Genomic DNA, 21,477 nt, shown 5'->3' with positions numbered 1-21,477 from the left:
AGGAGTTTATCTTATGTGCGGAATTGTTGGATATATTGGAACGGCAGATACGAAGGAAATATTATTAAAAGGGCTTGAAAAGCTGGAGTACCGCGGTTATGATTCAGCGGGTATTGCAGTAAAAAATAATAAGGAAACAAAAGTTTTTAAAGAGAAAGGCAGAATCGCCGAGCTGCGTAAAAAAGTGGATTTAGACTTCGAAGGAACTATCGGTATCGGCCATACACGCTGGGCAACACACGGTGAACCGAGTGTAGCGAATTCTCATCCGCACCAAAGTACAGATGAGAGATTTACACTGGTGCATAACGGTGTGATTGAGAACTATAAGCAGTTAAAAGAAGAATATTTAAATGATACAAAACTTGTGTCGGATACTGATACGGAAATTATCGTGCAGCTTGTTGCGAAGTTTGCCGCTGAAGGTTCATCGACGCTTGAAGCATTTCAAAAAACTTTATCATTACTGCACGGATCATACGCGATTGGTCTTTTGGATAATGAAGATGACCACACTATCTATGCAGCTAAAAATAAATCACCGCTACTTTTAGGTAAAGGTGACGGCTTCAATGTCATTACATCCGATGCAATGGCGATGCTTAATTTAACGAATGAATTTGTTGAACTAATGGACGGCGAAATCATTCAGCTGATGGAACACCAAATGATCATCAGAGATATCGAAGGTGCGGAAATCGAACGTGAATCTTATATTGCGGAAATTGATGCGAGCGACACGGAGCTTGGCACGTATCCGCATTACATGATTAAAGAAATCAATGAACAGCCGCAGGTGATGCGTAAAATCATTAAAGAATATCAGGATGAGCGCGGCGAACTTAAAATTGATAAAAATATAATCAAACAGCTGAATGAAGCGGACCGATTATATATCATCGCAGCAGGTACGAGCTACCACGCCGGACTGATCGGTAAAGAATATTTTGAAAAATGGGCAGGTGTACCGACAGAAGTGCACGTCGCATCTGAGTTTGTCTACAACACACCATTATTATCAGAAAAGCCGTTATTCATCTTTATATCACAATCGGGAGAAACTGCAGACAGCCGTGCAGTCCTCGTAGATATTAAAGGTAAAGGCTACAAATCATTAACGATGACGAATGTACCGGGATCGACACTGTCACGTGAAGCGGATGAAACGCTGATACTGCATGCAGGACCGGAAATTGCAGTCGCATCGACGAAAGCCTATGTCGCGCAGATTGCAGTCCTTGCGATTACAGCAGCAGTGACAGCGAGAGAGCTGAACAAAGTTTCAGATATGAATTTAATGGCTGAACTTGGGAAAGTAACGACGGCAATTACAACGGTTATTGAAGACGCTGATAAAATTGAAAAAATTGTTAAGAGTTATTTGGAAACAGCGAGAAACGCGTTCTTTATCGGCAGAGCAATGGATTACTATGTCGGTCTTGAAGGCGCATTGAAGCTGAAAGAAATATCGTATATCCAGGCAGAAGGATTCGCAGGCGGCGAACTGAAGCACGGTGCGATTGCTTTGATCGAAGAAGGTACGCCGGTATTCGCATTATCAACGCAGGAAAAAGTAGATTTAAATATTAGAAGTAACGCACAGGAAGTCGCAGCCAGAGGTGCGAATGTATGTGTCGTTGCAATGGAAGGATTGGAGCAGGAAGGTGACACATACGTCATTCCAAGAGTGGATGAAATGCTGACACCGCTTGTCTCAGTTGTAGTCTACCAGCTGATTTCATACTATGCAGCACTGCACAGAGGAAACGATGTAGATAAACCGCGTAATCTGGCGAAGTCGGTTACGGTGGAATAAAGTAATATTTAGGAATCTAAAACGTCATCCCTTTGAACTTTATAGTTCAAAGGGATGTTTTATTAAATCAGATTTTATAGTAGATACTTTTCGTCATCTCTGACTTCATATGTATTCCAGTATCCTCGGACTGGTATGACACTCGCTCATATGTGTTCCAAAGCCCTGGGACTGGTATGACACTCGCTCATATGTGTTCCAAAGCCCTGGGACTGGTATGACACCCGCTCATATGTGTCCCAGTATCTTCGGACTGGTATGACGCCCGCTCATATGTGTCCAGCCCAAGTTTTCTCAATAGGCTATCCCAACACGGGATTTAATATATTTATCACTCTCAAGCTGCTTATACACAAACTCTGCTGTATCTCCAACTGTAATCTTCTTGCCGTCTTCAGGCAGGAAGTCACGTTCTTCACGGTGTTCACCAACAGCTTCACCGTCCGGTAAATAAGTAGGGCAGACGACTGTCCAGTCGAGGTTCGAGTCTTCAAGCAGCAGATATGTTTTATGATGTTCTTCTGCTGCGCGTGTTAATTTCCGTTTTGACTCGCTGGATTGATAGCGCAGCACGTCGGGTTCAGCTCTGCTGTTCAGTATTCCTGCAGTACCAACCGTGACAATCCGCTTAATACTTTCATCGGTCATCGCTTCAATAATCAGCGGCATGCTTTTTGTCAGCGTATCGGCGCCGTCTGTATTTAAAGCGCTGATGACAGCATCTGCACCTTTCATGGTACGCTCAACGTCTTCTTTAACCGTAACGTCACCTTTTATAATTGATAAATTTTCATCATTAATTGATATCTTTTCAGGCGTGCGCACAAGTGCTGTCACCTGGTGTTTATCTTCCAAAGCCAGCTTTGCAATTTCACTGCCGACTCTGCCTGTCATTCCTAAAAGTAAAATATTCATAAAAGCAGTCCTTTCTACTGTTCTTCTTATATACTATCATTATTTTTCCTTATTATTATGTAGACTGTTTATAACTTTTGCACAAAATAAAACGTTATATATAACATCAGACTGGCATTGTACCCAAAAAGCCACTATAATAAACGTTGTATGGAAAAATAATCAGAAAATCTGAAAACAGCAATAATGATTTTTGGAAGCGCTGTATATATTCAGTGTTTTCCATATAAGCTCTGCTGCTAAATTGATTATTTATTTAATTCGATATGGTAGTATAGAGTGTGGAAATAAAATAATAATAGCAAATTATTATATTATAAATGTGAAGAACAGGGAGGAAATTGTAATGGATTTTCGTTATTTACCAGCTACTGAAGCTGATAAAACACAGATGTTAGAAAAGATCGGTGCAAAATCCACAGACGAGCTTTTTTCAGATATTCCTGAAAAAGTTAGACTGGACAGAAAATTAAATCTGAAAGAACCAACTAGTGAGTACGAACTTAAAAAAGAAATGACTGCATTGGCTGCTAAAAACGCCAACCTGCAGGACTACAGTTCATTTTTAGGTGCTGGGGTATACGATCACTTTATCCCGTCAGTAGTTGACCACGTTATTTCAAGACAAGAATTTTATACTTCTTACACGCCTTACCAGCCGGAAATGACACAGGGTGAACTTCAAGCTATGTTTGAGTTCCAGACTATGGTTTCTGAAATTACCGGTATGCCTATCGTAAACTCTTCATTATATGACGGCGGAACTGCTGTTGTAGAAGCAATGTACTTAAGCAACGTTCAAACTAAGAAGAAAAAAATCTTAGTATCTGAAGCATTGCACCCTGAGTACCGTCAATTAGTTAAAACTGCATCAAAAGGTAAAGGCCTTGAGATTGTTGAAATTGGCTTAACTGACGGGAAAATTGACTTAGCACAACTTGAAAAAGAAATTGATGAAGATACAGCTTCAGTTATCGTTCAATACCCTAACTTCTTAGGTCAGATTGAACCACTTGATAAAATAAATGAATTAATTAAAGCACAGCCTAAAGCAATGATGGTTGTTTCAAGTAATCCGTTAGCATTAGGATACTTAACTCCGCCTTCAGAATTCGGCGCTGATATTGTTGTTGGTGATACACAAGTATTCGGTATTCCTGCACAGCTTGGCGGACCGCACTGTGGTTACTTCGCTACAACTGATAAGTTAATGCGTAAAGTACCTGGACGTTTCGTTGGTGAAACAGTTGACCAGGACGGCCAGCGCGGATACGTTCTTGCACTTCAAACGAGAGAACAGCACATCAGACGTGAAAAAGCGACATCAAACATTACATCTAACCAGGCATTAAACGCAGTAGCTAGTTCAGCTGCAATGAGTGCACTTGGCAAGAACGGTGTTAAAGATATGTCTAAACTGAATATGCAAAAAGCAAGATATACTCAGAAACAGCTTGAAGAAGCTGGTTTACCAGCAGCATTCAAAGGATCATTCTTCAACGAATTCGTAGTTAAGCTTTCACAACCTGTTAAAGAGGTTAACGAGAAGTTATTCGATAAAGGGATTGTCGGTGGATTTGACCTTGGCATCATTTACCCTGAGTTCGAAAACCACATGCTGATTGCAACGACAGAAATTCGTTCGAAAGAAGAAATCGATGCATTTGTTAAAGAATTGGGGGATATCAACAATGGCTAATGAAAACTTTCCATTAATTTTTGAACGCAGTAAAGAAGGCAGAGTAGGTTACAACCTCCCTGCACTTGATGTACCAGAAGTTAATTTAGAAGAAGAAATTGGTGCTGATTTCGTTCGTAAAGTAGATGCAAATCTTCCGGAAGTTGATGAACTGGAATTAATGCGTCACTACACTGGCTTATCGAACCGTAACTTCGGTATCCACACAGGATTCTATCCTTTAGGATCATGTACGATGAAATACAACCCTGTAATTAACGAAGATGTTGTTAGATTACCGGGATTCAGCCACATTCATCCGTATCAGGATACTAGGACTATCCAGGGTGCTTTAGAGTTAATGTACGATCTTCAAGTACACCTTGAAGAAATTACAGGAATGGACGAAATCACTTTACAGCCGGCTGCCGGTTCACAGGGTGAATGGACTGCACTTATGGTATTTAAAGCTTTCCACGAAGCTAACGGAGAGTCACACCGTAATGAAGTTATCGTTCCTGACTCAGCACACGGTACGAACCCGGCGTCTGCAGCAATTGCAGGATTCAAAATCGTTGAGGTTAAATCGAATGATAAAGGTTTAGTTGACGTTGAAGACCTTAAGAAAGTCGTTAGCGAAAACACGGCAGCGCTTATGCTGACAAACCCGAACACATTAGGTTTATTTGAAACACAAATTCTTGAAATGTCAGAGATCATCCATGAAGCGGGCGGTAAAATGTACTATGACGGTGCAAACCTTAACGCTATTATGGGTTACGCACGTCCTGGAGACATGGGCTTTGACGCAGTTCACCTTAACTTACACAAAACATTCACTGGCCCGCACGGCGGTGGCGGACCTGGATCAGGCCCAATCGGTGTAACTGATGAGCTTGCGCCATACCTTCCAAAACCAGTTGTCCGTGAAGAGAACGGCGTATACGATTTAGATTACGACCGTCCGCAATCAATCGGTATGGTTAAAAACTTCTACGGTAACTTTGGAATTAACGTCCGTGCATACACGTACATCCGTACATTAGGTGCTGAAGGACTTAAAAAAGCAAGTGAGCTTGCTGTACTTAATGCGAACTACATTATGCGCAGCCTGCAGGAGAAATACGAACTTCCATTTACACAGCACTGTAAACACGAATTCGTTATCTCTGGTAATAAACAGAAAGCACAGGGAGTTAGAACATCAGATATCGCTAAGCGCCTGATGGACTTTGATATCCACCCACCAACTGTTTACTTCCCGCTAATCGTAGACGAAGCACTTATGATCGAGCCAACTGAGACAGAGTCTAAAGAAACTCTTGATCACTTTATCGATACAATGCTTCAAATTGCTGATGAAGCAGAAAGCAACCCTGACATTATTCACTCAGCGCCACACAAAACACCGGTTAAACGTTTAGACGAAACTAGAGCTTCACGTAAACCTGTTTTCCGCTGGAATAAAGAAGAAAAATAAAACTTTTAAAGACCCTGTATCAGGTACATTACTGTATTTGGTACAGGGTTTTATTTATAGTGAGCCGATTCACAATGTCACGAATTAATCATATATCGTGAAAATAATTTTCTTGTGAGCCGCTTTTTACATGCCTCAGAAATGAATGTGCGATAGAATGACGGACAAGTAAGTAATCAAAGGAGAATTCCAAAATGAAAAAATGGTTATCGAGTTTAACAATAATTGGTTCATTGCTGTTGCTCACAGCATGCAATGGCGATGAAGAAGCAGCAGAAGATACTGGTAGTGCCGAGGAAGCAGAAGCACCTCAATCAAAAGGTGAAGAAGGCGCAGCGGCAGAACAGCCGGAAATGCCTGAACCAGATTTAGAAGGCGTACCTGATGTTGTTGCTGAAGTAAATGATACTAAAATTGAAAAAGCGGAATTTGAAGAAGCGTATAATATGCAATTCCAGCAAATGGCGATGATGTCTCAGATGTCCGGTGAAGAAGTGAACCAGGACGATCTTAAAAAACAAGTCGCAGACGGACTGGTATCACAGGAGTTATTAATTCAGGAAGCGGATAACCGTGAGCTTGAAGTAACTGAAGAAGATACTAATGGTGTTCTTGACAGCTTAGTGGAACAAAATGGCATGGAATCACAGGAGGATCTGTTCGCAGCTTTTGAAGAACAGGGAATGCCTAAAGATGAAGTAATGACACAGGTAGATATGCAGGTCAAAGTGGATAAACTGATCGCAGAAGAAGCTGGCGACATTGAACCGTCGAAAGAAGAAATGCAGGAAATTTACGATGCCCAGGTCGCTCAAATGGAACAAATGGAAACTGAAGAAGAGCCGCCATCATTTGAAGAACTTGAACCGCAGCTTAAAGAACAAGTAGTAATGCAAAAAGAAGGCGAAGCAGCACAAGCATTAGTTGCAGACCTTAAAGAAAGTGCAGATGTGACAATGCATCTGTAATAATGAGTAAAGACTTATGGAATTAAAATTCCATAAGTCTTTTTTTATATCCATAATTTAATTAAAAACCCTACTGCAAAACCGAATATCGCGTGACTGAATGTCCAGTAAAACCATGAAGAAAAGCTGTCGGAAGCGGGCGGTTTATCCGTGAGCAGACTGAGGAAATAAAGTGCGGCGCTGCCTGCAGTATAAACGAGAACATACGGCCAGATGTTCAATTCCCAGCTAAAAGGAATAAGTATGTAGAATAAAACAACCGCACTGACGATACAGGTTGTGTAATGAAAAATAATTCCTGTAATCCACTTATCGCTCCATCTTTTTATAACTGGCATATAATCCATATTATATAAAAGGATTTCAGCTTTGTTTCCTGTAGTAATCCGGATGATTTTCCCTACTGCTGCAAGTATCGCTCCGGCAACGAATCCAATTATTATTAACTTTAATAAAGTTATCATCGAAACACTCCGTGTTATTATTTATCTTTTATATACCCAATTAATGTATATTTTTATCGTGAGTATTACAATTTAGAGTGAAAATATTTGATGATGTTTGAATTAAAGTTTTCCGGAAGAATTAAACTTCAGTAAAATTATTAAATATTGGCCGCTTCTTTATAAAGAAGTCACTGAAACGATGATGAAAAACTACTTGAAAAAGTGTTTGCCGTTTTTTGGCAGACACTTTTATTTATCTGACGATGACGTAGTAAATAACATAGAGCCAGCTGAAGATTCCGTGGATAATTGCCCAGAGGATGGACTGATGGAGACTCCATGAAATAGTGACAGCAAGAACTGTGCCGAAACCGACACCGGTTTTAACGACTGAAGTGGATTTGCTCATATTATCGCTCCTTTATTGTGGTTATCGATTATTTTGCTTTGAATATATACTATTGTGAGCTGAATAGCAAAAAAATACTGGTTTGCTCCGCAATGAGACGCTGTCGTTACCGAGTAAAGTGTTTTGCTCCGCAATGAGACGCTGTCGTTACCGAGTAAAGTGTTTTGCTCCGCAATGAGACTCTGTCATCCCCGAGTAAAGCCGTTTGCTCCGCAATGAAGTGGACAATCTAACCCCGAGTTACCGGTATCGTAATCTTCATCACGTATTTATCGCTGTCATTTACAGATATGCGGTCGAGTATAGGTTCTGCATATAAGTAATCAACAGGGATAAGATGGTTTTCTTCTATAAAATCAAAGATTGCGTCAAATGTTACCGCAACGTTTTCGTACTCTCCGGTATGATAGCCGGTAATCCGCATCGTTTTATCTTTTTTTACCAGCGGGAGTGCATCAGTGTAATCTGTTTTCGCAAACAGGTGTTCAAAGTTTTCAAAGTCGCCGTTTGCGATATCTTCTATGTTCATCATTACACCGATAGAGTATTTTTCATGAAGTTCACGCATACATATCTTATAAAAATCGGATATGGCCGCTTTATTTTCGTCCTCACTGATATTTAAGAGCGGTGAACTTAAATAAAAGTATTCCTCTTGTGCTTCAGTCAGCACGATTTTACTGAAGTCGGTTTTCTTCGCTTCTTCAGTAATTAATATTTTCTTTTCTATCGTATTCTGAATGCTTGCAAGATTATTTATCTTGTCGGAGATCTGCCGTGATTTTTCTTTAAACAATTTAATCATCGTATCAGGTGTTGTCACAATGATAAATTCTTTGATTTCACGAAGCGGCATTTCCATTTCTTTTAATGATTCAATGACATACATCGTGTCGAATTGTGTATACGAGTAATAGCGGTATCCTTTCTTATCTTTATGTGCAGGACGAAGAAGTCCGATGTTATCGTAATGAAACAGTGTCTGCTTTGTCACTTCGCACAGTTTTGCGAAATCACCTGTCGTAAAATATATTTCCGATTTCATAATGCTCACCTCTTGACTGTATGGTTACCATATACCTTATATTATACTAGGTCATCATTTTGATGTGTATTGAGAACTCTCACTTCTCAAGATGAAGAAAATATAAGAGGTGCAGAATGACAACAGAAAAAAATATAAAGTACGAATTTTTATCGGAGGATCCAAATGCTAAAACGCTGCCGATTATGGTCGCGTTAATTATCGGTGCATTCTTCGCTATTTTAAATGAAACATTGCTCAATATCGCTTTAACGACACTGATGGCAGAGTTCGATATTACTCTCTCTACAGTTCAATGGGTAGCGACAGGCTTTATGCTTGTAATGGCTATCGTTATTCCTGTGTCACCGCTCTTAATGGGATGGTTTACGACCAGACAGCTGTTCATCGGTACGATGGTTACATTCTTTATCGGTACAGTCGTCGCGGCACTTGCGCCGACGTTTGGTGTACTGCTCCTCGGACGTATGATTCAGGCAATCGGTACAGGTTTAATTATGCCGATTATGTTTAATGTATTCTTATTAATATATCCGCCTCATAAACGAGGAAAAATTATGGGGATTGTCGGTCTTGTTATTATGTTTGCACCGGCCATCGGTCCGACGCTTTCAGGTATTATTGTAGAATACTTCGGCTGGAGATTCTTATTTATCTTCGTTATGCCGTTTACGATTTTTTCAATTTTATTTGCCTTGAAGTATCTGGTCAACATAACTGAAATGACCAAACCGAAAATCGACTGGATTTCTATCGTATTTTCAACGATTGGTTTAGGTTCAACAATTTACGGGTTCAGTCACGCTGGTGAAAGTGCGAATGGATTTATGACACCTTCAGTATTCATTCCCATTATTATCGGTGTGATTGCAATTTCACTATTTGTTTTCCGCCAGCTTAAACTCGATGAACCGCTAATGGATTTACGCGTATTTAAATTCCCAATGTTCTCGCATGCCGTAGTATTGTTCGTTATTATTATTATGGTGATGTTTGCATCAGAACTTATTCTGCCGGTATTTATGCAGGGGCCGATGGGACTTACTGCAGCGGCGGCTGGTCTTTTACTGCTGCCGGGAAGCTTGTTAAATGGAATAATGAGTCCGTTTATGGGTGCTTTATTCGATAAAGTCGGCCCGAAAGTGATGATGATTCCAGCAACGATTATTCTTGCTGTAACGATGTTTATGTTCAGCAACCTGAGTGCTGAAACGCCTGAGTGGGTAATTATTGTCGGCTTTATGCTGATTATGCTCAGTGTGTCTGCAACAATGATGCCGGCTGAGACGAACGGTTTAAACCAGCTGCCGAAACATTTATATACACACGGTACCGCAGTGGTATCAACGCTTCAGCCATTGGCAGGAGCAATCGGTGTATCGGTGTTTCTCGGACTGCTTAACTCACGTCAGCAGAGCTATTTAGAAGGTGCTGCAAATCCTGAGTCGCCAGCGGCTGTGTCAGCGGCAATGGTATCGGGTGTGGAGTTTGTTTACTTCATTATCTTTATTATTGCGTTGATTGCGGCAGTAATGTCATTCTTCGTTTATCGTGCGAAACCGCTCGAAGATCTGGTGACTGCACCGGTTAAAAAAGACAAGAATTAGTGAATAATTTATGAAATCACTTCATTTTCGAAATGAAGTGATTTTTTTACGTGTATAATGTATATGTGGTGATTTATAAAGGAGCGGGAGTTATGAATAAGTGGTTTATGGGATTCTTAATCGTTGTAATCGCTGGATTGCTAATATTCACAATTGTGATAGCAATAGGCGGAGTATAATACTTTTAAAAATATATAAGAAAAGCAAAACGAAGAACAGTCTGGGCGTAATCCCGAACGTCGTTAAAATCATTATGAAAAATAACGATGTATTTAAGTTCAGCGTATTTAAGCGGGAAGGCTGGATCACCGGCATATATAAAATGCAAAACGAGTGATATGCACCTGCAGATGATTAGTCTCTGCAGGCTTTTAAATGGTCATAATACTTTTGTGTAAAATGACTTTTTGTGGTAATATCATCATGGATAAAAATTCGAGATACTAATAGATAAGAAGGTTTAAATATATATGAAAGAAAACTTTTGGCGTGAATTACCGCGTCCATTTTTTGTTTTAGCTCCGATGGAAGATGTTACAGATGTTGTGTTCCGTCACGTTGTCAGTGAAGCAGGAACACCCGACGTATTTTTCACTGAATTTACGAATACAGAAAGCTATTGCCACCCGGAAGGCGTACACAGTGTACGCGGACGCTTAACGTTTACAGAAGATGAACAGCCGATTGTCGCTCATATATGGGGAGACAAACCTGAACATTTCCGCGAAATGAGTATCGGCATGGCTGAGATGGGCTTTAAAGGTATTGATTTAAATATGGGCTGTCCGGTTCCGAACGTTGCTGCAAAAGGTAAAGGTGCAGGTTTAATTCAGCGTCCTGAAACAGCTGCTGAAATTATTCAGGCGGCAAAAGCCGGCGGTATTCCAGTCAGTGTTAAAACGCGTCTCGGCTACTCTGAAATTGAAGAGTGGAGAGACTGGTTGACTCACGTGTTCAAACAGGATATTGCGAACCTGTCGATTCATCTCCGCACGCGCAGAGAAATGAGTAAGGTTGACGCACACTGGGATTTAATCGGAGAAATTAAAAAGCTCCGCGATGAAATCGCACCGGATACACTTCTAACAATTAACGGCGATATTCCGGATAGAAAAACAGGACTCGAACTGGCAGAGAAGTACGGTATCGACGGTGTCATGATCGGACGGGGGATTTTCACTAACCCGTTTGCATTTGAAAAAGACCCGAGAGAACATACGAGTGAAGAACTGCTTGGCTTATTAAGACTGCACCTCGATTTATTCGATAAATATTCAAAAGAAGAATCGCGTCTGTTTAAACCGCTGCGCAGATTCTTTAAGATTTATGTCAGAGGTATCAAAGGCGCAGGTGAGTTAAGACACCAGCTGATGAGCACAAATACGACAGATGAGGTCCGGGGACTGCTTGATGAATTTGAAGCACAGATGGAACCGGCAGAATAATAAGAAGCTCTTTTGATAAAATATCAAAAGAGCTTTTTGCATTGATAAGTGATACGATAATATTTAAACAGACAGAGGAAGTGAGCACGATGTTTACTGCATTACTAGGTGCTGCAATTGGAACGGGAATGTCGATGCAGTCTGCTATTAATTCAGGGTTGCGGAGTTATGTACGTTCCCCGTTCATTGCATCGATGATTTCATTTGTCATCGGTACCGTATTTTTAAGTATTATCGTGCTGGTCAACGGTTTGCCGCTTGCACCTAAGCTGCCAGTGTTTACTGAACAGCCGGCATGGATATGGCTCGGCGGCGTGTGCGGTGTTATTGCACTCACAACGAATATATTTATCTTTCCTAAAATAGGCAGCGTAGAAACTGCGATTATGCCGATTATCGGGATGATTATTACAGGTATGATTATCGATAACTTTGGCTGGTTTAATTCGATGGTACAGCCTTTTAGCATAAGCAGATTTCTTGGTGTCGTCTTAATTTTTGCCGGTGTCTTTCTGGCGGTTGTACTGCAGGATGTCATGAAACATCGCCACCATAGGCTGGAATCTCTGAATAATGATATCAATAAATGGCCGTGGCGAGCTGCAGGATTTACCGGCGGTGCACTGCTTTCTATACAGGCAGCGATTAATGGAGAACTCGGCAGTGCGGTGAACTCGCCATTTACAGCTGCATTTATTTCGTTCTTTATCGGTGCGGCAACGTTAATTATCATCGTTGTAATAAGAGATAAAACATTCAGACCGGTGAAATACCCTATTACAGAAAAGGCGCCGCTCTGGGTTTGGCTCGGAGGAATATTCGGCGGATTTTATGTTTTAATCAACATATTTCTCGTGGGTGAAATCGGTACAGGACCGACGATCGTACTGGTGTTATTCGGACAAATTACAGGGAGCATTTTAGTGCAGCAGTTCGGTTTATTCCGTTCAGCAAAACATACTATTGTACCCGTACAGTTTATCGGTCTAATAATTATGCTCACAGGTGTCGTGCTGATTAATTTATTTTAAGTGAATTTATAAATAGAGATAAATCCGTATCGACGGCGGATTCACAAATACGAAATAATAATTACGACTGGCTTTTCCACTTAGGAAGAGCCGGTTTTTCTATTTAAACACCAAGCTAAAACACTTGAAAGTCAAAGAAGGTCAATGTATAATAAATACATAAGGTCAAAGATAGTCAGGTGAGAAAAATAATTGTAAGCATCATATTTGAAAATATCTTTTGAGGCCTTTATACTGTATTCATAGTCAAATATAGTCAAAGTCAAATAGACTGTGAATAGAATATACTAATAGGAGGAAACACATATGAAATGTCAAAATTGCGGAATTAACGAATCGAATGTAAACCTAGCAATGAATTTTAACAATCAAAAAATGCAGGTTCATTTATGTGACAGCTGTTTCCAGGAAATCCAAGGTCAAATGATAAATTCAAATGACTTCTTTAAAGGATCATCTTTCGAAAACAATAAATATTTCAACGGACAAGAGAATAAAAATACAGGCACAAAAACTAAAGAACGCGAAAAAAACAAGCGTGACGGGCTTTTAGATCAGCTCGGCAACAATATTTCAGACGAAGCGAGAGCGGGTAATATTGACCCGGTTATCGGACGCGACAAAGAAATTAAGCGGGTTGTTGAAACGCTGAACAGACGTAACAAAAACAACCCGGTCTTAATCGGTGAACCTGGTGTCGGTAAAACAGCAATCGCTGAAGGATTAGCATTAAAAATAGTGGAAGGCAATGTGCCAACTAAGCTGATGGATAAAGAAATTTACGTGCTTGATGTGGCATCATTAGTAGCGAACACTTCAATGCGCGGTCAGTTTGAAGAGCGTATGAAACAGCTGATTGCCGAACTTAAAGAACGTGAGGATGTTATTCTCTTTATCGATGAGATTCACCAGATTGTTGGTGCAGGTTCTGCGGAAAGTTCACAGATGGACGCCGGCAACATTCTTAAACCCGCACTTGCACGCGGCGAGCTGCAAATTATCGGTGCGACAACATTGAAAGAATATCGCCAAATTGAAAAAGACGCTGCACTGGAACGCCGTCTGCAGCCGATTATGGTTAAAGAACCGACATTGGCAGAGTCTGTATTAATTCTTAACGGAATTAAAGACCGCTATGAAAAATTCCATGAAGTCAGCTATTCAGACGAAGTTGTTGAAGCGTTTGTGAATTTATCCGACAGATATATTCAGGACCGTTTCTTACCGGATAAGGCAATCGATTTAATGGATGAAGTCGGTTCACGATTAAACCTGGCAAATGCTGAAAACGATACAGAATCAATCAAGCAGAAGTTAGAAAAGATAGCTGAAGAAAAAGACGCAGCGGCAGAGCAGGAAGACTATGAAACTGCAGCACGTCTTAAGTATCAGGAACTGCAGCTTGAGAAACAGCTGGAAGCTGCAGCAGATGACAAGCAGGTAATGGATGTCGATATATCTGATATTCAGCTGATTGTTGAAGAGAAAACAGGTATTCCTGTAACGAAACTGCAGTCTGAAGAACAGATGCAAATGAGAGAGCTCGGTCCTAACCTGAATGCTAAAGTTATCGGACAGAATGAAGCTGTCGACAAGGTAGCGAAAGCTGTCAGAAGAAGCCGTGCCGGACTTAAATCTAAATACCGTCCAATCGGGTCATTTATGTTCGTCGGACCGACAGGTGTTGGTAAAACAGAATTAACAAAAGCACTTGCTGCAGAGTTATTCGGTTCAAGAGATTCAATGATCAGACTCGACATGAGCGAGTACATGGAGAAACATGCCGTATCTAAAATTATCGGTTCACCTCCAGGTTACGTCGGTCACGAAGAAGCTGGACAGCTGACAGAAAAAGTACGCCATAATCCTTATTCAATTATTCTTTTAGATGAAATTGAAAAAGCGCACCCTGACGTGCAGAATATGTTCCTGCAAATTATGGAAGACGGGCAATTAACGGATTCACACGGCAGAACAGTCAGCTTTAAAGAAACAGTTTTCATTATGACAAGCAATGCCGGTACAGGTGATAACAATACGAGCGTCGGCTTTAATGCAGACCAGCATGAATCGGTTACGACACTTGAAAACTTAAGTGATTATTTCAAACCGGAATTCTTAAATAGATTCGACGCGATTATTAACTTTAATCAGCTGTCGGAAGAACACTTAATGGAAATTGTTGATTTAATGTTCGATGAATTACAGGCTGCGTTAAAAGAAAATGAAATCAGTATCTCGATTACTGAAGGCGCTAAGAAAAAACTTGTCAGCCTTGGTTATGACAAACGCTTCGGTGCAAGACCGCTGCGCAGAGTCATCCAGGATAAAATTGAAGATCAGCTGACAGATTTAATTTTAGAAGAAGAAAATCTTAAAAATGTTAAAGCACACATTAAAGACGGAGAAATTGTCGTCGTAAAAGCTTAGTAAATATTAAAACCTTAAATCCATCATGGATTTAAGGTTTTTTATTTTTCCAGATTAATACATACAGCTTCAGGGTACTTTAATATGTAAATATACATGCGAAAGAGGAATGTCTATGGGTCGGGAAAACATATGGTCGGGTATTCTTTTCGGTATTGGTTTAATGGCACTTGTCGATGAAATTATTTTCCATCAGCTGCTCCAATGGCATCATTTCTATGATCGTGCAACGACGTTTATCGGTATTTTATCTGATGGACTGCTCAATGCATTTGCCTTGTTTGCCCTCGTAATTGGATTATTTATGTTTGCTGATTTACAGCGTAAACGGGCAGTCTATAAACTTAAATGGGCTGGCGGAATATTTACCGGTTTAGGAGGATTCCAGCTGTTTGACGGTATTATCAACCACAAACTGCTGCAGATTCATCAGGTGCGTTACGATGTTAATCTACTGCCCTATGATCTGGCATGGAATATTTCAGGCGCCGTTCTTTTAATTACCGGCATCGTGCTGCTCCTCAGGTCGAAACATAAAAAGGCAGGTCATTAAGTATGCATCACATGAATATGACACACTTTTTCATACTTGAAATCACCGTCTTGTTTATCGCAATTTCCGCTTTAATACTCTATCCCGCAGCGATGTACTATTCCAATAAAAAACATAGAGCATGGAAAAAAGGGCGGTATTTTATTTTTGCAATTGGGGTAATCATTGCTGCTTCTGCACTGACAGGACCGCTGGCCCGTCTGTCTCATACAGACTTTACTGTCCATATGTTTTTGCATCTGCTGCTCGGCATGCTTGGACCGCTCCTTATACTTCACGGCAAACCGATGACGCTTATAATACGGACGCTGAAAGTTTCTCAGGCGAGAAAATTGAGTACATTTTTGAATATGAAATATGTAAAATTTATAAGCAATCCAATCGTCGCCTCAATACTTAATATCGGCGGTTTGTTTCTGATTTACAAAACCGGCCTGTTTGAATTAATGCACACATCTGTATTGCTGTTTGCACTTATTCATCTGCACGTTTTCCTTGCAGGTTATCTCTTTACCATGTCGATTATTTATATCGATATTGTAACGCACCGCTATTCTTTTTTATATCGCGCAGCAGTACTTATCGCGGCACTCGGTTTCCATAAAATATTATCGAAACTGATATATGCATCACCGCCGGCAGGCATACCTCGTCAGGATGGTGAGCGCGGTGCCATGCTGATGTATTACGGCGGTGATATTGTAGACTTGGCACTGATTATTCTACTGTGCCTGGAATGGTACAAACGAGCCGAGAGAAGCCGTGTCCAGACAGTGAAACTGTCTTAGAAGATAAAGAGCTCTGACCTGTAAATGGATCAGAGCTCTTTTATTATTCTGTAATATCAGCGAATTCTCCTTCAGTGACTTCAACTAATTCCTCGGGAGCAAGCTCCATCTGCATACCGCGTCTGCCTGCAGAAACAACGATTGTTTCCATCGTTTCGGCTTCGGCTGCGATGTACGTTGGAAATAGTTTCTTCATGCCGACAGGCGAACAGCCGCCGCGGATATATCCCGTCGTTTTCTCAAGCTCTTTCATATGAAGCATATCGACTTTCTTGTTGCCGCTCGCTTTCGCGAACTTTTTTAAATCGAGTTCATTTGAAGCGGGAATACAGGCAACGATAATGCTCGTCTTATTACCGACGGCAACTAATGTTTTATATATTTTTTCAAACGGCATATCGACTTTCTCTGCAGCAGTTTTAGCGTCTGTACGTTCTTCGTTCCATGCGTATTCATGGACATCGTAGTTTATCTTGTGATTCTCAAGCGTACGCATCGCATTAGTCTTTTGGATTTTCTTTTTCTTCATATATCTGCTCTCCTGATCATTAAATAAGTATAGTTTCAAAAAGTAAGTGCAGGGTATACATAATAGTAGTTAAAATCATAACATAACTGGAGGATTTTTAATGAATATAGGAATCGTAGGTGCAACAGGGAAAGCCGGCAGTTTAATATTAGACGAAGCGTTGAACAGAGGACATAAAGTAACTGCGATTGTCAGAAATGCTTCTAAATTAACCAATGATGATGTGAGTGTAATAGAGAAAGATGTGCATGATATAACGAGAGAAGATTTCAAAGGACTGGAGGTTGTAGTAAACGCCTTTGGTGCTCCGCTTGGTGAGAAAGATGCACACGTTGAAGCAGGACGTGCATTAATCAATACACTGGCAGGAACTGGAACCCGTTTGATTGTGGTTGGCGGCGCCGGCAGTTTATATATAGATGACAGCAGAACGATGACAGTCATTGATACGCCTAACTTCCCGGACATGTTTAAACCAACTGCGGGGGGACAGAGTGAAAACCTGGAAGAGCTTGAACAAACAACTAATTTAAAATGGACATTTATAAGCCCGTCTGCAGAATTTGACGCAGAAGGAAAACGTACTGGAACATATGAAACAGGTACAGACGTGCTGCTTGTGAATAGTAAAGAAGAAAGCTATATCAGCTATGCCGACTTTGCGATTGCAGTTATCGACGAAGCTGAAAATAGTAAACACGTTAACGAACGATTTACAGTCGTTGCTGAAAAAGGATAAACGACCGTTTTTAATGTGTTGCTCTTAATTAAGATAATAAGTAATAAAATTCAGGAGGAGATTTTTTGATTCAGCATCAGTTATATATTGACGGAGCCTATACGGACTCGACAGGTAAAGATTGGATTGACGTAATTAATCCAGCGACTGAAGCAGTAATTTCACGAACTCCGAAAGCGACGAATGCAGATGTGGATAAGGCGGTGCAGGCAGCTCAGAAAGCGCAGAAAGCGTGGGAGCTGACACCGAATATAGAACGCGGGAAAATCGTCCGCAGACTTGGAGACAGAATCGCAGACAGACGCGAGAAGTTTATCGATTTACTGCAGGAAGAGCAGGGGAAAGATTACGATCTTGCGAGCGGTGAAGTCGACCTGGCTATCGATTATTTCCATTACATGTCGGAATGGGCGAGACGCATCGAAGGCGATATCGTTCCGAGTGATCGTCCTAATGAGAATATTTTAATGTATAAAAAACCGATCGGTGTTGTCGCTGGTATTAACCCGTGGAACTTCCCGGTGTTTATTTTAGCGAGAAAAGTAGCGACTGCACTCGTCACAGGCAGCACAATCGTGCTTAAGCCGAGCCAGCACACGCCGAATACGGCGATGGAATTTACGAAGATTGTCGATGAAATGGACGATATTCCGGCTGGTGTATATAATGTCGTGACCGGTGCGGGTTCCGAAATCGGTAATGCTCTAGCTAAACATAAAAATGTCGACATGATTACGATGACCGGCAGTATTACAGCAGGAACGAAAGTAATGGAAGCGGCGGCGCAGAATATCACCAAGGTAAATCTGGAACTCGGCGGGAAAGCACCGGCGATTGTGTCGCAGTCAGCAGATATTGATCTTACAGTGAATGCGCTTGTGACATCGAGACTTGCAAATAACGGACAGGCGTGTACGAATGCCGAGCGTGTTTATGTGCATTCAAGCGTAGCAGACGAGCTGATTGATAAACTGGCAGCAGCCTTTAAAGAGAAGAAACTCGGTGATCCCCGTGAAGATAAGGATGTTGAAGTTGGACCATTAATTAACGAAGACCGTTTGAATACAGTTGCAGAGATGGTCGACGAAGCAGTGACTGACGGTGCGAAAGTGGTCACGGGCGGTAAAAAAGCTGAGACGGATAAAGGTTTCTTCTATGAACCGACCATTTTAACTAACGTGACACATGACTCGAAAATTATGCGGGATGAAATATTCGGCCCTGTTCTGCCAATTACAACATTTGAAACAATTGATGAAGCAATCGAGATGGCAAACGATACGATTTACGGGCTGTCATCGTCACTTTATTCCAATGATATGAACGAAACGATGAAAGTCATCAATGAGATGAAGTTCGGTGAAACGTATGTGAACCGGGAAAACTTTGAAGCAGTACAAGGTTACCATGCAGGCATGAGACAATCGGGACTTGGAGGCACCGACGGCAAACACGGCGTTGAAGACTTCCTTGTTACACAGGTTGTGTACATGCAGTATAAAAATGAATAATTAAATTGAAGAGATGCCATTATTTTGTAGAAATGATGGCATCTTTTTTACGTTTTTAGATGGTTATTCTAGTATAATATTAAGGAAAGAAGATTTATAAGGAGCTTCACTATGTTTTTAAAATCAGAAGAAGACGACAGACGTCCGGACAGAAAGAAATTCCACTTTGATCCGACGAAAGTGCTGATGGGTATGGCGGTCGGATTTATTACCCCAGAAATAGCAGGGTTTTTATCGGAAAATGTAATTGAAAATAATACGCTTGAAAACATCGCCGGCGTATCGAGCATCGGGCTCGCGATTATATTCGGGATTATTATGCTGTTTGTTACATTTAGAGTTGAAATGGTATATGACGATGACGATGACGAAGCTGGTGCAGACACTGAAGAAAAACTGCGCGGTGAGCAGAACGAAGTAACCGATTTGCTGAGTGCGTACCACGAAGCGAAAGAAGCCGGTGACGCTGCAGGTATGAAAGTTCTAGCAGAGAGACTAAAAGAGCACGGCGTCGTTCTAAAGAAATAGACTGTGATAAGCGGAAAGTAAAATCCGGATTGGCGGATTTTACTTTTTTTGTTTTGATGGGGCATGATGGGTCGGCTCATCGGACTGGAAAGTAGTTATGGGTCTGATGAAACCCGTTCATCGGACTGGAAAGTAGTTATGGGTCTAATGAAACCCGTTCATCTGACTGGAAAGTAGTTATAGGTCTAATGAAACCCGCTCATCGGACTGGAAAGTTATTATGAGTCTGATGAAACCCGCTCATCGGACTGGAAAGTTATTATGAGTCTGATGAAACCTGCTCATCGGACTGGCCGAAAATTGTTCTGAGAATTTAGAAGTTCAATGAGTTAATTTCATAGGAATCCCAGTGGTTTAGAAGTTCAATGAGTTAATTTCATAGGAATCCCAGCGGTTTAGAAGCTCTATGAGTTAATTTCATAGGAATCCCAACGGTTTAGAAGCTCTATGAGTTAATTTCATAGGAATCCCAACGGTTTAGAAGTTCAATGAGTTACTTTCATAGGAATCCCAGCGGTTTAGAAGTTCGATGAGTTACTTTCATAGTAATCCCAGTGATTTAGAAATTCTATGAACTGATTTCATAGATCTCGCAACCACTGGCCGGAGTCTTAAAGTTAAAAAGTAACAAAAATAAATTAATAATGTTAATAAATAATATAATAATCTTTAAAGTGTGAAAAATAAACAATATAATGAATCTCAAGGTGATCAAATATGAAGAGTAAAAGACAGCAGTATATTATAAACCGTGTAGCTGAAGACAGCAATATGACGATTGAGCTTCTTGCTTGTGAGCTGAACGTTTCTGAAATGACAGTACGTCGTGATTTAAAAGAACTAGAATCAAAAGAACAAATTATCAGAACGTCTAATTCGATTTTGTTAAAGGATTCGTTCTTAAATGAAGTGCCGTTCGTGAAGAAACAGCTCGTTAATATAGAAGAGAAACGATTGATTGCGAAAAAAGCAATGCAGTTTATCAAGCCGTATGAAACAATTTTGCTTGATGCCGGAACAACTACTCTTGAAATATGCAAACTGTTAAAGAATGAAGATTTTACTGTACGTATCATAACAAATGATATTAAAGCGGCAGCTGAGTTAATAGATAGTCACCATGAAGTAATTATTCTGGGAGGCACTGTTCAGCAGAACATCGGCTCAATGTATGGCGCACAGACGATTGATGTACTAAACAATATTAGAGTAAACGTATCATTTGTCGGGACACAGGCTATGACGCTTGATGATGGAATTTTTGCACCGACAATCGAAAAAGCCAAAGTGAAACGTTTAATGATGAAGTGCGGTCAGGCGGCATATCTCGTAGTGGATTCAAGCAAGATGAAGCACACTTCATTTGCGAAAATCAGTGATTTCAGTGATTTTAATGCAATCATTACAGATGATTTAATCGACAAGAATGAACTTGAGAAATTGGCATCACATACAACGATAATATAATTTGGATAAAACCTATCTAACACTGGTTTTAATCGATTTAGTGTTCTACTAATAACATTACATTTATATTACAAATGTTTGATAACTTTGAA

19 protein-coding genes are annotated in these 21,477 nt (G+C 40.6%); 14 read left to right on the top strand and 5 right to left on the bottom strand.

Annotated elements, in window-relative coordinates; translation table 11 throughout:
- The first annotated feature begins 13 nt into the window (after positions 1–13).
- Positions 14–1,816 carry a glutamine--fructose-6-phosphate transaminase (isomerizing) gene (glmS, locus tag H625_RS0104350; protein WP_026858837.1) on the top strand — a complete coding sequence of 601 codons (1,803 nt, stop codon included), beginning with the start codon at positions 14–16 and terminating at the stop codon, positions 1,814–1,816.
- A 294-nt stretch (positions 1,817–2,110) separates the two neighbouring features.
- Here the strand turns inward: glmS and H625_RS0104345 are convergent, their stop codons facing one another.
- On the bottom strand, positions 2,111–2,731 hold the full coding sequence (locus H625_RS0104345; RefSeq protein ID WP_026858836.1) for an NAD(P)-dependent oxidoreductase: 621 nt from the start codon (positions 2,729–2,731) through the stop codon (positions 2,111–2,113).
- 346 nt (positions 2,732–3,077) lie between these two features.
- Between H625_RS0104345 and gcvPA the strand changes: the two genes are divergently transcribed.
- From gcvPA to H625_RS0104330, 3 genes are all read left to right on the top strand, one after another.
- Complete coding sequence (gcvPA, locus tag H625_RS0104340; RefSeq protein ID WP_026858835.1) at positions 3,078–4,430, top strand: aminomethyl-transferring glycine dehydrogenase subunit GcvPA; 1,353 nt, start codon at positions 3,078–3,080, stop codon at positions 4,428–4,430.
- Positions 4,423–5,889, top strand: coding sequence for an aminomethyl-transferring glycine dehydrogenase subunit GcvPB (gene gcvPB, locus H625_RS0104335; protein ID WP_026858834.1), 1,467 nt, complete (start codon positions 4,423–4,425; stop codon positions 5,887–5,889). Before gcvPA ends, gcvPB begins: the two co-directional genes overlap by 8 nt.
- A 194-nt stretch (positions 5,890–6,083) precedes the next feature.
- Positions 6,084–6,857 (top strand): SurA N-terminal domain-containing protein, encoded by a 774-nt coding sequence (locus tag H625_RS0104330; protein ID WP_026858833.1) that lies wholly within the window; start codon positions 6,084–6,086, stop codon positions 6,855–6,857.
- Positions 6,858–6,901: 44 nt separating this feature from the next.
- On the opposite strand, the gene H625_RS0104325 is transcribed toward H625_RS0104330, so the two are convergent.
- The 3 genes from H625_RS0104325 to H625_RS0104315 all read right to left on the bottom strand — a co-directional run bounded on the left by H625_RS0104325 (position 6,902) and on the right by H625_RS0104315 (position 8,757).
- Positions 6,902–7,321, bottom strand: coding sequence for a hypothetical protein (locus H625_RS0104325; protein WP_026858832.1), 420 nt, complete (start codon positions 7,319–7,321; stop codon positions 6,902–6,904).
- A gap of 235 nt (positions 7,322–7,556) precedes the next feature.
- Positions 7,557–7,712 carry a hypothetical protein gene (locus H625_RS13725; protein WP_169516113.1) on the bottom strand — a complete coding sequence of 52 codons (156 nt, stop codon included), beginning with the start codon at positions 7,710–7,712 and terminating at the stop codon, positions 7,557–7,559.
- A 229-nt stretch (positions 7,713–7,941) separates the two neighbouring features.
- Positions 7,942–8,757, bottom strand: a complete 816-nt coding sequence (locus H625_RS0104315) for a MerR family transcriptional regulator (RefSeq protein WP_035785160.1) — start codon at positions 8,755–8,757, stop codon at positions 7,942–7,944.
- 116 nt (positions 8,758–8,873) lie between these two features.
- On the opposite strand from H625_RS0104315, the gene H625_RS0104310 reads away from it, so the two are divergent.
- The 6 genes from H625_RS0104310 to H625_RS0104280 all read left to right on the top strand — a co-directional run bounded on the left by H625_RS0104310 (position 8,874) and on the right by H625_RS0104280 (position 16,611).
- Positions 8,874–10,364: an MDR family MFS transporter gene (locus tag H625_RS0104310; protein ID WP_035785158.1), complete on the top strand. Its 1,491-nt coding sequence runs from the start codon at positions 8,874–8,876 to the stop codon at positions 10,362–10,364.
- A 470-nt stretch (positions 10,365–10,834) separates the two neighbouring features.
- On the top strand, positions 10,835–11,809 hold the full coding sequence (locus tag H625_RS0104300; RefSeq protein WP_026858828.1) for a tRNA dihydrouridine synthase: 975 nt from the start codon (positions 10,835–10,837) through the stop codon (positions 11,807–11,809).
- Positions 11,810–11,898: 89 nt separating this feature from the next.
- The gene (locus H625_RS0104295) at positions 11,899–12,840 is read left to right on the top strand and encodes a DMT family transporter (RefSeq protein WP_026858827.1); all 942 of its coding nucleotides are present in this window, start codon (positions 11,899–11,901) and stop codon (positions 12,838–12,840) included.
- Between the two features lie 306 nt (positions 12,841–13,146).
- The gene (locus tag H625_RS0104290; RefSeq protein WP_026858826.1) at positions 13,147–15,270 is read left to right on the top strand and encodes an ATP-dependent Clp protease ATP-binding subunit; all 2,124 of its coding nucleotides are present in this window, start codon (positions 13,147–13,149) and stop codon (positions 15,268–15,270) included.
- 115 nt (positions 15,271–15,385) lie between these two features.
- Entirely contained in the window at positions 15,386–15,823 is a 438-nt protein-coding gene (locus H625_RS12525) for a DUF2243 domain-containing protein (protein ID WP_342664932.1), read from the top strand.
- 17 nt (positions 15,824–15,840) lie between these two features.
- On the top strand, positions 15,841–16,611 hold the full coding sequence (locus tag H625_RS0104280) for a cytochrome c oxidase assembly protein (protein ID WP_245573095.1): 771 nt from the start codon (positions 15,841–15,843) through the stop codon (positions 16,609–16,611).
- Positions 16,612–16,654: 43 nt separating this feature from the next.
- On the opposite strand, the gene ybaK is transcribed toward H625_RS0104280, so the two are convergent.
- Positions 16,655–17,140, bottom strand: a complete 486-nt coding sequence (gene ybaK, locus H625_RS0104275) for a Cys-tRNA(Pro) deacylase (protein WP_026858824.1) — start codon at positions 17,138–17,140, stop codon at positions 16,655–16,657.
- Positions 17,141–17,240: 100 nt separating this feature from the next.
- Between ybaK and H625_RS0104270 the strand changes: the two genes are divergently transcribed.
- From H625_RS0104270 to H625_RS0104255, 4 genes are all read left to right on the top strand, one after another.
- Positions 17,241–17,879, top strand: a complete 639-nt coding sequence (locus H625_RS0104270) for an NAD(P)-dependent oxidoreductase (protein WP_026858823.1) — start codon at positions 17,241–17,243, stop codon at positions 17,877–17,879.
- 65 nt (positions 17,880–17,944) lie between these two features.
- Positions 17,945–19,390, top strand: coding sequence for an aldehyde dehydrogenase (aldA, locus tag H625_RS0104265; RefSeq protein ID WP_026858822.1), 1,446 nt, complete (start codon positions 17,945–17,947; stop codon positions 19,388–19,390).
- Positions 19,391–19,501: 111 nt separating this feature from the next.
- The gene (locus H625_RS0104260; protein WP_026858821.1) at positions 19,502–19,918 is read left to right on the top strand and encodes a hypothetical protein; all 417 of its coding nucleotides are present in this window, start codon (positions 19,502–19,504) and stop codon (positions 19,916–19,918) included.
- Between the two features lie 717 nt (positions 19,919–20,635).
- Positions 20,636–21,385 carry a DeoR/GlpR family DNA-binding transcription regulator gene (locus H625_RS0104255; RefSeq protein ID WP_026858820.1) on the top strand — a complete coding sequence of 250 codons (750 nt, stop codon included), beginning with the start codon at positions 20,636–20,638 and terminating at the stop codon, positions 21,383–21,385.
- Positions 21,386–21,477: the final 92 nt, after the last annotated feature.

The sequence above is a fragment of the Jeotgalicoccus psychrophilus DSM 19085 genome, assembly GCF_000425845.1.
Taxonomy (GTDB): Bacteria; Bacillota; Bacilli; order Staphylococcales; family Salinicoccaceae; genus Jeotgalicoccus; species Jeotgalicoccus psychrophilus.
Note: the sequence above shows the minus strand (reverse complement) of the source record. Positions and strands in the feature narration are given on the sequence as shown.

Excerpts from the sequence above, each read along its gene's own strand:
- H625_RS0104290 (WP_026858826.1), top strand. The coding sequence starts at position 13,147 with ATGAAATGTCAAAATTGCGGAATTAACGAATCGAATGTAAACCTAGCA.
- H625_RS0104255 (WP_026858820.1), top strand. The coding sequence starts at position 20,636 with ATGAAGAGTAAAAGACAGCAGTATATTATAAACCGTGTAGCTGAAGAC.
- H625_RS0104260 (WP_026858821.1), top strand. The coding sequence starts at position 19,502 with ATGTTTTTAAAATCAGAAGAAGACGACAGACGTCCGGACAGAAAGAAA.
- H625_RS0104315 (WP_035785160.1), bottom strand. The coding sequence starts at position 8,757 with ATGAAATCGGAAATATATTTTACGACAGGTGATTTCGCAAAACTGTGC.
- H625_RS0104280 (WP_245573095.1), top strand. The coding sequence starts at position 15,841 with ATGACACACTTTTTCATACTTGAAATCACCGTCTTGTTTATCGCAATT.
- ybaK (WP_026858824.1), bottom strand. The coding sequence starts at position 17,140 with ATGAAGAAAAAGAAAATCCAAAAGACTAATGCGATGCGTACGCTTGAG.
- H625_RS0104345 (WP_026858836.1), bottom strand. The coding sequence starts at position 2,731 with ATGAATATTTTACTTTTAGGAATGACAGGCAGAGTCGGCAGTGAAATT.
- H625_RS0104330 (WP_026858833.1), top strand. The coding sequence starts at position 6,084 with ATGAAAAAATGGTTATCGAGTTTAACAATAATTGGTTCATTGCTGTTG.
- H625_RS0104310 (WP_035785158.1), top strand. The coding sequence starts at position 8,874 with ATGACAACAGAAAAAAATATAAAGTACGAATTTTTATCGGAGGATCCA.
- H625_RS0104300 (WP_026858828.1), top strand. The coding sequence starts at position 10,835 with ATGAAAGAAAACTTTTGGCGTGAATTACCGCGTCCATTTTTTGTTTTA.
- glmS (WP_026858837.1), top strand. The coding sequence starts at position 14 with ATGTGCGGAATTGTTGGATATATTGGAACGGCAGATACGAAGGAAATA.
- gcvPA (WP_026858835.1), top strand. The coding sequence starts at position 3,078 with ATGGATTTTCGTTATTTACCAGCTACTGAAGCTGATAAAACACAGATG.
- H625_RS0104295 (WP_026858827.1), top strand. The coding sequence starts at position 11,899 with ATGTTTACTGCATTACTAGGTGCTGCAATTGGAACGGGAATGTCGATG.
- H625_RS0104270 (WP_026858823.1), top strand. The coding sequence starts at position 17,241 with ATGAATATAGGAATCGTAGGTGCAACAGGGAAAGCCGGCAGTTTAATA.
- gcvPB (WP_026858834.1), top strand. The coding sequence starts at position 4,423 with ATGGCTAATGAAAACTTTCCATTAATTTTTGAACGCAGTAAAGAAGGC.
- H625_RS13725 (WP_169516113.1), bottom strand. The coding sequence starts at position 7,712 with ATGAGCAAATCCACTTCAGTCGTTAAAACCGGTGTCGGTTTCGGCACA.
- H625_RS12525 (WP_342664932.1), top strand. The coding sequence starts at position 15,386 with ATGGGTCGGGAAAACATATGGTCGGGTATTCTTTTCGGTATTGGTTTA.
- H625_RS0104325 (WP_026858832.1), bottom strand. The coding sequence starts at position 7,321 with ATGATAACTTTATTAAAGTTAATAATAATTGGATTCGTTGCCGGAGCG.